Origin of the sequence: Streptomyces sp. H51, assembly GCF_035656535.1 — a bacterium.
GTDB lineage: Bacteria > Actinomycetota > Actinomycetes > Streptomycetales > Streptomycetaceae > Streptomyces.
This window is the reverse complement of the sequence record NZ_JAYMHD010000038.1, coordinates 12,649-26,037: the sequence shown is the minus strand read 5'-3', so window position 1 is coordinate 26,037 and position 13,389 is coordinate 12,649. Positions and strand designations below refer to the sequence as shown.

Below are 13,389 nucleotides of genomic sequence, written 5' to 3'. Positions count from 1 at the left end.
CGCGTGACGGCGGCGACGCGGCACCGGTTCACCCGAACGGGTCGTTCAGGCGCCGGGTGCCTGCGTCCGGTTCACGTCGTACACGCCCGGCACGTCGCGCATGGCCCGCATCAGGCCCGGCAGCAGGGCCGCGTCGGGGAGCTGCACGGTGTAGGTGTGGCGGACCCGCTGCTGGGCCGGGGGCTCCACGGTCGCGGAGACGATCTCGGCGCCTTCCAGGGCCATGGCCTCGGTCAGGTCGGCCAGCAGGTGGGGCCGGACGAACGATTCGGCGAGCAGCGTGACCCGGCACTCCGCGGTGTCGCCCCAGCGGACGCCGACCTCCGGGCGCCCCCCGTCCTTCATGCGTGCCACCGCGGCGCACTCGACGCGGTGGACGGTGACCACGCCGCCGCGCACGGAGAAGCCGGTCACCTCGTCGGGGGGGACGGGGGTGCAGCAGCCGGCGAGGCGTACCGTCGCGCCGGGGTGGTCGACGATGACGTCGGGGTGGGCCGGGCGGGCGGCCGGCTGTTCGGCGGCGGGGCGGGGAGCGGCGGCCGGCGGCCGGCCCACCGCCTCCTCGGGGCGCACCGGGTGGGTCGGGTGGGTCGCCAGCCACCGCTGGATGGCGATGCGCGCGGCGGGGGTGTGCGCGTGCTCCAGCCACTCCCGGGAGGGCTCGGAGGCCGGGTCCTGGCCCATGAGGAGCTGCACGGTGTCGCCGTCCCGCAGGACCGTGCTCAGGGTGGCGAGACGGCCGTTGACGCGGGCGCCGATGCACGCGTGCGCGTCCTCGCCGTACTGCGCGTACGCGGCGTCCACGCAGGTCGCGCCCTCGGGCAGGCCGAGCGTGCCGCCGTCGGGGCGGAAGACGGTGATCTCGCGGTCCTGGGCGAGGTCCTCGCGGAGGGTGGACCAGAAGATGTCGGTGTCGGGCGCGGCCTCCTGCCAGTCCAGGAGGCGGGAGAGCCAGCCGGGGCGGGTGGGGTCGACGCGCTCGCCGTAGCCCGTGGCGGAATCCGCGGAGGCGGAGGACTCGGTGGAGGGCTGTTCCTCGGCGGGGGGAGCGTAGGGGTTGCCGAGCGCGACGACGCCGGCCTCGGCGACCTTGTGCATCAGGTGGGTGCGGATGAGGATTTCGGCGACCTGGCCGTCGGCTCGCGCGACGGCGGTGTGCAGCGACTGGTACAGGTTGAACTTGGGAACGGCGATGAAGTCCTTGAACTCCGAGACGACGGGCGTCATGCAGGTGTGCAGTTCGCCGAGGACGCCGTAGCAGTCCGCGTCCTCGTTCACCAGCACCAGCAGGCGGCCGAAGTCGGTGCCGCGCAGTTCGCCGCGCTTGCGGGCGACCCGGTGCACGGAGACGAAGTGCCGTGGCCGGATGAGGACTTCGGCCGGGATGTCGGCCTCGCGCAGCACGCCGCGCACCTCGTCGGCGATCTCGGCGAGTGGATCGTCCGGCCGCGAGGCGTTGTCGACGATCAACTCCCTGGTGTGTTCGTACTCTTCGGGGTGGAGGATCGCGAAGACCAGGTCCTCGAGCTCGGTCTTGAGGGCCTGGACGCCGAGCCGTTCGGCGAGCGGGATGAGGACGTCGCGGGTCACCTTGGCGATGCGGGCCTGTTTCTCGGGGCGCATCACGCCGAGGGTGCGCATGTTGTGCAGGCGGTCGGCTAGTTTGATCGACATCACGCGGACGTCGTTGCCGGTGGCGACGAGCATCTTGCGGAAGGTCTCGGGTTCCGCGGCGGCGCCGTAGTCGACCTTCTCCAGCTTGGTCACGCCGTCGACGAGGTAGCGGACCTCCTCGCCGAACTGCTCGCCGACCTGATCGAGCGTCACGTCCGTGTCCTCGACGGTGTCGTGCAGCAGAGAGGCCGTCAGCGTCGTTGTCTCCGCGCCGAGTTCGGCGAGGATGAGGGTCACCGCGAGGGGGTGCGTGATGTACGGCTCGCCGCTCTTGCGCATCTGGCCGCGGTGCGAGGACTCGGCCAACACATAGGCGCGGCGGAGGGGTTCGAGGTCGGCGTCGGGGTGGTGGGCGCGGTGGGCGTCGACGAGGTGGCTGATGGCGTCGGGCAGCCGGTCGCGGGCGGCGGGGCCGAGCAGCGCGGCCCGGCCGAGGCGGCGCAGGTCGATCCGCGCCCGCCAGCGCGCCCCCGGGCCTGTCACCGGACTCGGGGTCGCGGGGTTCGTGGCCTCCGCACTCATGGGCACCTCCGGCTGCGTGGACCGGCGGACGGGGTGCCCCAGGGCGGACACGGCTCAGGGGGCGGCATCGGTCCCCCGTCCGGGCCGGTGCTTGATGCTACCGAGCCCACCACGTGCGCCTGACCAGCTCTCGTCGAGCGTGAAACGGATCACCCCTTCGAGCGACCGTTTTGAGGTTTACGGTTTCGATGCCGCAGAACTGTGACCGGTTTCAACGAACGGCGTTTTCCAGCCACTCCGCGTCGATCTCGCCTTCGGCCACGATCACCGCGGGACCGGTCATCTCGATCTCGCCGTCGGGCCGCTCGGTGATCACCAGGGTGCCTCCGGGCACGTCGACGGTGTACGTCACGGGGCTGCCGGTGACCGCCGGGTCGGCGCCGTCACGGCGGGCGGCGGCCACGGCGACGGCGCACGCGCCGGTGCCGCAGGAGCGGGTCTCGCCCGCGCCGCGCTCGTGCACGCGCAGCGCGACGTGCCGGGGACCGCGGTCGACGACGAACTCGACGTTCACGCCTTCCGGATAGGCCGCGGCCGGGCTGAACGGCGGCGGCGTGAGCAGGTCGCCGGCGTGCGCGAGGTCGTCGACGAAGGCGACGGCGTGCGGGTTGCCCATGTTCACGTTCCGCGCGGGCCAACTGCGCTCGCCCACGCCGACCGTGACGGCCCCTTCGGGCAGCAGTGCCTTGCCCATGCCGACGGTGATGCCACCGTCCTTGGCGATGTGCACGGTCTTCACGCCGCCGCGCGTGGCGACGGCGAGGTCGCCCTCGCCGACGTGTCCGGCGCGCTGGAGGTAGCGCGCGAACACGCGCACGCCGTTGCCGCACATCTCCGCGATCGAGCCGTCACCGTTGCGGTAGTCCATGAACCACTCCGCCTCGGCCGCCATGTGCCGCGCCTCGGGGTGCGCCGCGGACCGTACCACGTGCAGCAGTCCGTCGCCGCCGATGCCCGCACGGCGGTCGCACAGGGCGGCCACGGTGGCCCGGGGCAGGGCGACGGCGTTCTCGGGGTCCGGGACGACGACGAAGTCGTTCTGCGTGCCGTGACCCTTGAGGAAGGCGATCCGCGTGCTCATTCCTCGATCGTACGGGAGCACTCCGGCGGGAGGACGGACGGGCTTGCGGGGCAGGTGGCGGCCGGTACGGGCCGGTGGCGGGCGACACCGGCAGGTACGCCGAGACCGGTCGCGGGGTATCCCGAGGCCTCGTGGCCCCATGGCCCCGTTGGGCGCGTTGGGCGCGTTGGGCGCGTCAGCGCAGCCTTGCCACGCGCCACACGGCGAGCACGACCACCGCGGCGACGACCACGACGTAGCCGAGCACGACCCGCCAGTCCGGGCGGCGGCCGGACCCGCGCTGCGGCAGGCCGGGCCAGGTGTGTCCCACCCGCCGGGCGGCCGTCATGCCCCAGCCGGCCGCGCAGGAGCAGATCAGCAGTCCCAGCATGGCGATGACGGCCCCGCTGTCGCCGAAGTCGAAGGCGAGCGGGAAGGCGAACATCAGGGAGCCGACGGCGGCCAGCGCGACGATGGGCGCGAGCTGCCAGATGCGCAGCCGCCGCTGCGGCCGCAGCTCGACCTCGACCTCGGGTCCGCCCGTGAACATCTCTTCGGGCTCGGGACCGTCGTCGGTCACGCCGTCCTGCATCTCGTCGAGCGCGTCGGGGTCGAGCCCCTCCGCGTCGCGCTCCGCTTCACCGCTGTCCGCGGTGAGGGGCTCGGTGTCCTGTGCGGTGTCGCGAGGGCCGGCCTCCATCGCCACGCGCCCTCCCAACTTGGACTCCACTTGGTCGATCGAAGCTCGATGATGGCACGGCACCGGAGGCCGGGATGACGGCCGGGGCGTCCCGATGCCATGACGTGATCAGGCTGTAACCGGTCGTTCGACCAACGCCAGTGCGAGGTCCGGAAGTTCCTTGAGGTCCGCCGCGGCCCCACTCAACCAGTGCACCCGCGGATCGCGCCTGAACCACGAATCCTGACGGCGCGCGAAGCGTTTGGTGGCACGTACGGTTTCGGCCCGCGCCTCCTCCAGCGTGCACTCACCCGCGAGCGCCGCGAGCACCTGCTGGTAGCCGAGGGCGCGGGAGGCCGTGCGCCCCTCGCGCAGGCCCTGCGCCTCCAGCGCGCGCACCTCGTCCACGAGCCCCGCTTCCCACATCCGGTCGACCCGGCTCGCGATGCGCTCGTCGAGTTCGGGGCGCGTCACATCGACGCCGATCTGGACGGTGTCGTAGACCGAGTCGTGACCGGGGAGGTTGGCGGTGAAGGGCCGTCCGGTGATCTCGATCACTTCCAGGGCGCGCACGATGCGACGGCCGTTGCTGGGCAGGATCGCCTGCGCCGCCTCGGGGTCGGCGGCGGCCAGGCGGGCGTGCAGCGCGCCCGAGCCGCGCAGGGTGAGCTCCTCCTCCAGCCGGGCCCTGACCTCGGGGTCGGTGCCGGGGAACTCGAGGTTGTCCACGGCCCCGCGGACGTACAGCCCGGAGCCGCCCACCAGGATCGGCCAGCGGCCCTCGGCGAGCAGCCCGTCGATCCTCGCGCGGGCCAGCCTCTGGTACTCCGCCACGGACGCGGTGACCGTCACGGCCCAGACGTCCAGGAGATGGTGCGGGACGCCGCCGCGTTCGTCGGGCGTCAGTTTGGCGGTGCCGATGTCCATGCCCCGGTAGAGCTGCATGGAGTCGGCGTTGACGACCTCGCCGCCGAGTTGCCGGGCGAGAAAGACGCCCAGATCCGACTTGCCTGCCGCGGTCGGTCCGACGACGGCGATGACTCGGGGGGCGGAGGGTGCGGTGCTCACCGCACCAGTCTCGCAAACACGCGGGCCACTCCTCGAACGAGTTGCGTGACGGTACGGGCGCGGGGTCGTTGCCCGTTGGGGGATTCCCCGCCGCCGGACTTCCCGGGCGGGCGGCCCGGGCGCCGCGAACGGACGCACCGGACGACGCGGGATGTCGCCCGCACGAGTAACGTATGGAGCTGATATGGGCGTTTTCGCACGACTCTTCCGGAGGTCGACCATCACGGAGCAGGCGTCGGCCACCGAGGCACCGGCCGGCGCGCCGACGGCGGAGCCGGCAGAGGCGGCAGAGGCGGCAGAGGCGAAGGGACAGACCGAGGCCGGGGGCGGCGCCGGGGCCGGACCGCGGGCTCGGGCCGAGGCCGAGGCCGAGGCCGAGGCCGAGGCCGACACCGAGACCGAGGCCGCGACTGAGTCCGAGACCGCGACGGAGTCCGGCGACGGCGCGGGGGGCGCGGGCGTCGGGATCCCCAAGCAGCAGTCCGTCGCGCCGGCGGCCGGCAGCGAGGCCGGCGAGGGCGCCCGCAGGTAACCGCCCGCAAGAGCGCCACGGAAGGTGGACCATGGGTCTCCTGAACAATCTGAAGTCCCGTCTCGCCCCGGCCAAGGACAAGGTCTCGGACCTCGCCCAGCAGCACGGGGGCAAGATCTCGCACGGTATCGACAAGGCGGCGCGGGTCGTCGACGAGAAGACCAAGCGCAAGTACAGCGACCGGATCCACACGGGGACCGACAAGGCCAAGGGCGCCGTGGACCGGCTCGCGCACAAGGGCGGCACGAAGACGGGCGGCACGGGGACACCGCCGCCCTCCTCCCCGCCGCCGGTCTCCTGAACCCTGTAGGCACGGCACAACCCGGTAGGCACGGCACGACGACGGACGGCCGCGGGGCCCGAGCGCTCCCGGCCGTCCGCCGTGTCCGGACCGCGGCCGCGGCCCCGCGGTCCGCCCTACGACCAGGCCGCGACCAGGTACCCCACCCCGTACGGCGCGTCCTCGAACAGCAACGCGCCCGAGAGCCCCGCGCCCTCCGCGGCGCCCGCGAGGACCTGCCAGGGCGCCCGCCCCGACACCATCAACTCCCGCGCCGCCCCGGCGTCCAGCGCTTCGAGGGCCGCCGCGTCCGCCGCCGCCAGCGCCCGCGCGACCTGCGCGTCGAAGGGCGCCGCGCGCTCGTCCAGATAGCCCGGCGCCTTGAGGGTGCGGCACGCGCTGCCGTCGCCCATCGCCAGCAGCGCCACCCGCCCGGCACGGGCCGCGATCTCCTTCCCAGCCGCGAGACACCGCTCGGTCGTGAGGGTCTCCCGCACGCCGAGTCCCTCGATCGGGGCGTCCGACCACCCGGTCCGCTCCAGCAGCCAGGCGGCGACGGCGAGCGAGGACGGGAGCCGGCGGGGCCCAGGGTCGCCGCCTGCGTCCCCGGGCCCGCCCAGCCGCACGTCGAGATCGACCCCGAAGCCGCGGAACGAGCCACGGGCGCCCTCCGGATACGCCCCGTGCTCGCTCTCCGCGGCGGGCCCCACGACCACGAGCCGGTCGGGCCGGGCGGCGGCGAGGACACCGAGGGCGTCCGTGCACGCGGCACGCGCGGCGTCCAGTTCCGGGGCTGCGCCCGCGGCGACCTCGGGCACGAGGAGCGGCGGGCAGGGGCAGACGGCAGCGGCGACAAGCATGATCGGCAGATTACGCGGTCGACGCCCGCCCGGTCCCCGGCACCACCCGGCCCGGCCCGGCGGGGTGGGGCGGTGCGGGGCGGCGGGACGCGCACGGGCCGCCCAGCAGGACGGGCACGGGACGGACGGGGAGAGCGGACGGAACGCAGACGGGCCACCCGGCCACCGGACCGCCCGACCACCCGACCGCCGACCGCCCGGCCACCGGACCGCCCGACCACCGGACCGCCCGACCACCCGACCGCCGGACCACCCGACCGCCGGACCACCCGGCCACCGGACCGCCCGACCGCCGGACCGCCGGACCGCCCGACCGCCCGGTCAGTCGCCCCGCCCGCGGGCCTGCTGCCCGGCCCCGCCGCTCAGTCGCTGCCGCAGCCGCTGCCCGTGGCGACCGGCAGCGGCTCGGGCACACCGATCTTCGGCAGGCCGAGCATCACACCGGCCGGCTTGGCGGCCTCGGCGGCGTTGCGCTTCTCCCAGGCGTCGCCCGCCCGCGTGCGGCGCACGCCGAGGACGGCGCCCTCGGCGAGGAGGTGGTGCGGGGCGGCGTAGGTGATCTCGACGGTGACCACGTCGCCGGGGCGGACCTCCTGCTCCGGCTTGGTGAAGTGCACCAGCCGGTTGTCGGGGGCACGGCCGGAGAGGCGGTGGGTGGCGCCGTCCTTGCGGCCCTCGCCCTCCGCGACCATCAGCTCCAGCGTGCGGCCGACCTGCTTCTTGTTCTCCGCCCAGGAGATGTCCTCCTGGAGGGCGACGAGACGCTCGTAGCGCGCCTGGACGACCTCCTTGGGGATCTGGTTCTCCATGGTCGCGGCCGGGGTGCCGGGCCGCTTGGAGTACTGGAAGGTGAACGCCTGCGCGAAGCGCGCCTCGCGGACGACGTGCAGGGTCTGCTCGAAGTCCTCCTCGGTCTCGCCGGGGAAGCCCACGATGATGTCGGTGGTGATCGCCGCGTGCGGGATGGCCGCGCGGACCTTCTCGATGATCCCCAGGTAGCGCTCCTGGCGGTAGGAGCGCCGCATCGCCTTCAGGACCGCGTCCGAGCCGGACTGCAGGGGCATGTGCAGCTGCGGCATCACGTTCGGCGTCTCGGCCATGGCGGCGATGACGTCGTCGGTGAAGTCGCGCGGGTGCGGGGAGGTGAAGCGGACCCGCTCCAGGCCCTCGATCGCCCCGCAGGCGCGCAGCAGCTTGCTGAAGGCCTCACGGTCGCCGATGTCGGAGCCGTAGGCGTTGACGTTCTGGCCGAGCAGCGTGATCTCGGAGACGCCCTCGGCGACCAGTGCCTCGACCTCGGCCAGGATGTCGCCGGGGCGGCGGTCCTTCTCCTTGCCGCGCAGCGCCGGGACGATGCAGAAGGTGCAGGTGTTGTTGCAGCCGACGGAGATCGACACCCAGGCCGCGTACGCGCTCTCGCGGCGCGTCGGCAGCGTCGACGGGAACGCCTCCAGGGACTCGGCGATCTCGACCTGCGCCTCCTCCTGGACGCGGGCGCGCTCGAGCAGCACGGGCAGCTTGCCGATGTTGTGCGTGCCGAAGACGACGTCCACCCAGGGCGCCTTCTTCACGATGGTGTCGCGGTCCTTCTGCGCGAGGCAGCCGCCGACCGCGATCTGCATGCCGGGACGGCTCGCCTTCCTGGGCGCGAGACGGCCGAGGTTGCCGTAGAGGCGGTTGTCGGCGTTCTCCCGCACGGCGCAGGTGTTGAACACGACGACGTCCGCGTCGCCGTCGGAACCCTCCGGAGCGCGGACGTAGCCCGCCTCCTCCAGCAGCCCGGACAATCGTTCGGAGTCGTGGACGTTCATCTGGCACCCGTAGGTGCGCACTTCGTAGGTCTTCGCGCCCACTGCCTGGCTCCGGTCGATGCTGCTCATGCCACAAGGGTAGGGGGTCCCCGGAGCGGCCCGGGCCGCCTTTCGCCCCGAGGCGGCGGACGGCGCACCGCGGACAACGGGGGCGCGGTCACGCCCGGCGCGGCTCCCATCCCTGGCGCCGCAGCACGCCCGCCACGTCCGGCGCCTCGTAGTGCTCGCCCTTGAGCACCTTGCCGTCGGGGCGGCGGGCGACGCGGCCGTCGGGCCCGAGCTTGGTCATGTTGGAGCGGTGGATCTCGGCGATCACGGCGTCGAGGTCTATGCCGTGGACCAGGGCCGTGCCGTACGCGACGTAGACGACGTCGGCCAGTTCGTGCGCGAGCTTGTCGAGGGGGCCGGTGACCGCGACCTCGGCGACCTCCACGGCCTCCTCGGCCAGCAGTTCGCCGCGGTGGGCGGCCAGTTCCGGCTCGACCTCGGTGGGGGTGGTGCGGGCGTCGAGCCCGACGGCCAGGTGGAACGCGCGGACGAGGTCGGCCGGTGATGAGCTCATGCGGCGACTCTACCGACCGGCACCGACAGTCCCCCGGGCCCCGGTCGTGGCCCCGGTCGTGGCCCTTTTCGCGCCCCGGTTGCGCCCCCGGCCCTGGCCGGGACGGCATGCCTGCTGGCAGGATCGCGCGCATGTCCAACACGTCCGCCCGGATCGGCAGGCGCCGGGTCCTGCGGGGCGCGGCCGCCGGCATCGTCGCCCTCGGGCTGCTGCTGTGGTGGCTGCTGCCGCTGGGCGAGGATCCCCCGAGCGGCACGATCACCTTCAGCACGGGCACGCAGCTGGGCGTCTACCACAAGTACGGCGAGATGCTGCGCGACGAGTTCGACAAGGACATGCCGGGCCTGCGGGTGGACCTGCAGACCAGCCCCGGATCGCAGGAGAACGTCAAACGGGTGGCGACCGGGAGGGCCGACTTCACCATCGCCGCGGCCGACGCGGTGGACACCTACGAGCTCGGCCACAAGGCCGGGGCCGGCGGGCTGCGCGGCGTCGCCCGCCTGTACGACGACTACGTGCAGCTGGTGGTGGCGCGCGACTCGGGCATCGATTCCGTCGGGGACCTGCGCGGCAAGCGGGTGGCGATAGGGCCGCCCCGCTCGGGGGTGCGGCTGATCGCCACCCGGGTGCTCGCGGCGGCCGGGATCGACGCGGCCGAGGACATCACCCCGCTGTCCGACGGCATCGACACCGGACCGAGCGGGCTGAAGAAGCACCGCATCGACGCCTTCTTCTGGTCGGGCGGGCTGCCGACGGACGGTCTGAAGGACCTCGCCGAGACCTTCGCGTTCCGCTTCGTGCCGATCCGGGCGAGCCTCGTCGCCAAGCTGCACCGGCAGGGCGGCGCGACCCGCTACTACCGCGCCACCAACATGCCCGAGTCGGCCTACCCGAGCATCCAGAACGGTGTCGCCGTGCCGACGCTGGCCGTCTCGAACCTGCTGGTGACCCGCAACGACATGGATCCCCGGCTCACCGAGTGGGTGACCCGCACCGTGATCAAGAGCCGGGACCGCATCGGCCGGGACGTCCACTCCGCCCAGCTCGTCGACCTGCGCACGGCGATCTACACCGATCCGCTGCCCCTGCACGAGGGCGCCCGGCGCTACTACCGGTCGGTCAAACCGTAGGTCCGCTCCTCGGCACCGACACCGTCACCCGCAGCCCGTGCGGCTCGTTGTGGGCGTACGAGACCGAGCCGCCGCCCGCGGCCAGCAGGGCGCGGGAGATCGACAGGCCTAGGCCGGAGCCCTTGATGTTCTGGTGCCGGCCGCTGCGCCAGAAGCGGTCGCCGACCCGGGTCAGTTCCTCGTCGGTCAGCCCCGGGCCGTGGTCGGCGACCACGACGGTCGAGGTGTCGCCGTCGACGGCGACCGTGACCGCGACGGTCCCGTCCTCGGGGGTGAACTTGACCGCGTTGTCGATCACCGCGTCCAGCGCGCTGGAGAGGGTGACCGGATCGGCCCAGGCGGTGGTGGGCGGGCAGTCGCCCACCAGCCGCACGCCCTTGGCCTCGGCCGTGGGCGTCCAGGCGGCGACACGCTCGGCGGTCAGCGCGCCGACGTCGGTGACCTGGAGGTCGGCCTCGGTGTGCTCGGCCAGGGCCAGGTCGAGCAGGTCGTCGAGGACCTGGGCGAGGCGCTTGCCCTCGGTCCGGACGGAGGCGATCTCCTCGTTGTCCTCGGGCAGTTCGAGGGCGAGCAGCTCGATGCGCAGCAGCAGCGCGGACAGCGGGTTGCGCAGTTGGTGGGAGGCGTCGGCGACGAAGGCGCGCTGCTGTTCGAGCACGTCCTCGACGTGGTCCGCCATCTCGTTGAACGACTGGGCCAGCCGCCTGAGTTCCGGGGGCCCGCCGGCGGCCGCGACACGGGACTTCAGCCGTCCGGTGGCGATGTCGTGGGTGGTGGCGTCCAGGACGCCCACGGGTTTGAGCACCCAGCCGGTCAGCCGCAGCGCGGCGCCGACCGCCAGCAGCATCGCGCCGATCTCGCCCACGCCGACGACCAGCCAGCCGTGCAGGATCCGGGCACGCATCTGCCCGGTGGGCGAGTCGGTGACGACGACCGCGACGACGTCGCCGTCCCGGATGACCGGGGAGGCGACCACGAGGGTTCCGTGCTGCCAGGGCCAGACCTGCTTCGGGTCGTGGCTGCGGCGGCTGAGCAGCGCCTCGGCGAACGCCTCGCGCACCTCGCCGGTCTCGGGCACGAGCCAGGTCGCCGGGGCGTTGGCCATGGGGGTGCCGGTCCGGCAGAAGACGCCGGCCTTGATGTCGTAGACGTCGTGGTAGCTGGCGAGCTCGCTGATCAGCGTCTTCAGGCGCTCGTCGCTGGATGTGCGGCTCGATCCGCAGGCGTCGGTGACGAACTGGGCGAGGGCGGCGAAGCGGGCCGTGTCGTCGATCCGGTCGACGACGACGTTCTGCTGCTGTGCCGCGGCGACGCTCACGGCGAGCGGGATGCCGAGCGCGAGCAGCACGGCCGCCAACAGGACGATGAGCAGCGGAAGGAGACGTGTGCGCACCCGTGCCCGCTAAGCGGCCGGCGCGACGAGCCGGTAGCCGACGCCGCGTACGGTCTCGATCAGTGCCGGCATGCGCAGCTTGGCGCGCAGCGAGGCGACGTGCACCTCCAGGGTGCGGCCGGTCCCCTCCCAGCTGGTGCGCCAGACCTCGCTGATGATCTGCTCGCGGCGGAAGACGATCCCCGGGCGCTGGGCGAGCAGGGCGAGCAGGTCGAACTCCTTGCGGGTGAGCTGGACGACCGTGCCGTCCACGGTGACCTGGCGGGTGGGCAGTTCGATGAGGACGGAGCCGAGCCGCAGCGCGCCCTCGCCGCCCGGGCCGGTGTCCTCCGCGGCGGTGCGCCGGCTGACGGCGTGGATCCGGGCGAGCAGCTCCCCGGTGTCGTACGGCTTCACCACGTAGTCGTCGGCTCCCAGGTTGAGGCCGTGGATGCGGGAGCGCACGTCGGAGCGGGCGGTGACCATGATCACCGGTGTGCTGGTGCGCTTGCGGATCTTGCCGCAGACCTCGTAGCCGTCCTGGTCGGGCAGGCCCAGGTCGAGCAGCACGACCCCGAAGCAGGTGCCCTCCGGGACGAGGGCCTGGAGCGCCTCCTCGCCGCTGCGCGCGTGGGTCACCTGGAAGCCGTGGCGCGCCAGCACCGCCGACAGCGCGGCGGCGACGTGGTTGTCGTCCTCGACGAGGAGCAGTCTCATCCGGTCCCTCTTCGGTTCATCGGCCGTACGATCAGGATCGGTACATCCGTGTGCACGCCCGTGTGCACCAGTGCAGTCATCGCTGATGGACGACTACGCCGTCAAGTGGGTTCCGGTTGCCCGCCGCTTTAGTTACGCGGACGATACGCACCCCTGAACGACTGCTACGACGCGTGTCCGATTGCTATCGAGTCGTGATGCTCAGATTCCCCTCAGATGTAATGACGCTGGTCGTGGCGGGTCACTACTGTCCTCCGAAACCGAGGAGGACGGAGCCCGATAGCGATGACCGAAGTAGCGTTGGACAAGCGAGACTTGGCCCCAACCGGCGATCTGGTCGTCCTGAGAAGCGTCAACAAGCACTTCGGCGCGTTGCACGTGCTCCAGGACATCGATCTGACGATCACCCGCGGTGAGGTCGTGGTCGTCATCGGGCCCTCCGGGTCCGGCAAGTCCACACTGTGCCGCACCATCAACCGACTGGAGACCGTCGACTCGGGCGAGATCACCATCGACGGCGCGCCGCTGCCCCAGGAGGGCAAGGGACTGGCCCGGCTGCGGGCGGACGTCGGCATGGTCTTCCAGTCCTTCAACCTCTTCGCGCACAAGACGGTGCTCGAGAACGTGATGCTGGGCCAGATCAAGGTCCGCAAGGCGGACAAGAAGCAGGCCGAGGAGAAGTCCCGGGCCCTGCTCGACCGGGTGGGCGTGGGCACGCAGGCCGACAAGTACCCCGCGCAGCTCTCCGGCGGCCAGCAGCAGCGCGTGGCCATCGCACGGGCGCTGGCGATGGACCCGAAGGTCATGCTCTTCGACGAGCCGACCTCGGCCCTCGACCCGGAGATGATCAACGAGGTGCTGGAGGTCATGCAGCAGCTCGCCCGCGACGGCATGACCATGATCGTCGTCACGCACGAGATGGGGTTCGCGCGATCGGCCGCGAACCGCGTGGTCTTCATGGCGGACGGCCGGATCGTCGAAGAGGCCACGCCGGACCAGTTCTTCAGCAATCCGCGCAGCGACCGGGCCAAGGACTTCCTGTCGAAGATCCTGCACCACTGAGCTTCCCCCCGCCCCCCATCACCACGGGGCACGCACCACCGACGGCCCCCGTCCCTCCAC

At 72.8% G+C, this 13,389-nt stretch carries 13 protein-coding genes; 4 read left to right on the top strand and 9 right to left on the bottom strand.

What is annotated here, in order from left to right; all coding sequences use genetic code 11:
- Nucleotides 1-45: 45 nt before the first annotated feature.
- The 4 genes from VKA29_RS10690 to miaA form a co-directional block, all read right to left on the bottom strand.
- Nucleotides 46-2,196 (bottom strand): RelA/SpoT family protein, encoded by a 2,151-nt coding sequence (locus VKA29_RS10690; RefSeq protein WP_324785103.1) that lies wholly within the window; start codon nt 2,194-2,196, stop codon nt 46-48.
- Nucleotides 2,197-2,407: 211 nt separating this feature from the next.
- On the bottom strand, nt 2,408-3,277 hold the full coding sequence (dapF, locus tag VKA29_RS10685; RefSeq protein WP_324785102.1) for a diaminopimelate epimerase: 870 nt from the start codon (nt 3,275-3,277) through the stop codon (nt 2,408-2,410).
- Between the two features lie 175 nt (nt 3,278-3,452).
- On the bottom strand, nt 3,453-3,956 hold the full coding sequence (locus VKA29_RS10680; protein WP_324785335.1) for a hypothetical protein: 504 nt from the start codon (nt 3,954-3,956) through the stop codon (nt 3,453-3,455).
- Between the two features lie 108 nt (nt 3,957-4,064).
- On the bottom strand, nt 4,065-5,003 hold the full coding sequence (gene miaA, locus VKA29_RS10675; RefSeq protein WP_324785101.1) for a tRNA (adenosine(37)-N6)-dimethylallyltransferase MiaA: 939 nt from the start codon (nt 5,001-5,003) through the stop codon (nt 4,065-4,067).
- A gap of 184 nt (nt 5,004-5,187) precedes the next feature.
- Here miaA and VKA29_RS10670 point away from each other — a divergent pair, with 184 nt between their 5' ends.
- Together VKA29_RS10670 and VKA29_RS10665 are read left to right on the top strand one after the other, a co-directional pair.
- Complete coding sequence (locus VKA29_RS10670) at nt 5,188-5,535, top strand: hypothetical protein (protein WP_324785100.1); 348 nt, start codon at nt 5,188-5,190, stop codon at nt 5,533-5,535.
- A 31-nt stretch (nt 5,536-5,566) separates the two neighbouring features.
- A complete protein-coding gene (locus VKA29_RS10665) occupies nt 5,567-5,836 on the top strand; it encodes an antitoxin (protein WP_324785099.1) in 270 nt (89 codons plus the stop codon).
- Nucleotides 5,837-5,952: 116 nt separating this feature from the next.
- Here VKA29_RS10665 and VKA29_RS10660 read toward each other — a convergent pair whose 3' ends face one another.
- The 3 genes from VKA29_RS10660 to VKA29_RS10650 form a co-directional block, all read right to left on the bottom strand.
- A complete protein-coding gene (locus tag VKA29_RS10660) occupies nt 5,953-6,675 on the bottom strand; it encodes a class III extradiol dioxygenase subunit B-like domain-containing protein (RefSeq protein WP_324785098.1) in 723 nt (240 codons plus the stop codon).
- A gap of 362 nt (nt 6,676-7,037) precedes the next feature.
- Nucleotides 7,038-8,555, bottom strand: a complete 1,518-nt coding sequence (gene miaB, locus VKA29_RS10655; protein ID WP_324785097.1) for a tRNA (N6-isopentenyl adenosine(37)-C2)-methylthiotransferase MiaB — start codon at nt 8,553-8,555, stop codon at nt 7,038-7,040.
- A gap of 88 nt (nt 8,556-8,643) precedes the next feature.
- The gene (locus tag VKA29_RS10650) at nt 8,644-9,048 is read right to left on the bottom strand and encodes a MazG nucleotide pyrophosphohydrolase domain-containing protein (RefSeq protein ID WP_324785096.1); all 405 of its coding nucleotides are present in this window, start codon (nt 9,046-9,048) and stop codon (nt 8,644-8,646) included.
- Nucleotides 9,049-9,179: 131 nt separating this feature from the next.
- Between VKA29_RS10650 and VKA29_RS10645 the strand changes: the two genes are divergently transcribed.
- Nucleotides 9,180-10,178: a TAXI family TRAP transporter solute-binding subunit gene (locus tag VKA29_RS10645; RefSeq protein WP_324785095.1), complete on the top strand. Its 999-nt coding sequence runs from the start codon at nt 9,180-9,182 to the stop codon at nt 10,176-10,178.
- Here VKA29_RS10645 and VKA29_RS10640 read toward each other — a convergent pair.
- Nucleotides 10,168-11,571, bottom strand: coding sequence for a HAMP domain-containing sensor histidine kinase (locus VKA29_RS10640; RefSeq protein ID WP_324785094.1), 1,404 nt, complete (start codon nt 11,569-11,571; stop codon nt 10,168-10,170). The genes VKA29_RS10645 and VKA29_RS10640 overlap by 11 nt on opposite strands.
- A 9-nt stretch (nt 11,572-11,580) precedes the next feature.
- Entirely contained in the window at nt 11,581-12,267 is a 687-nt protein-coding gene (locus VKA29_RS10635; RefSeq protein ID WP_324785093.1) for a response regulator transcription factor, read from the bottom strand.
- Nucleotides 12,268-12,552: 285 nt separating this feature from the next.
- Between VKA29_RS10635 and VKA29_RS10630 the strand changes: the two genes are divergently transcribed.
- Nucleotides 12,553-13,329, top strand: coding sequence for an amino acid ABC transporter ATP-binding protein (locus VKA29_RS10630; protein WP_324785091.1), 777 nt, complete (start codon nt 12,553-12,555; stop codon nt 13,327-13,329).
- Nucleotides 13,330-13,389 lie beyond the last annotated feature (60 nt).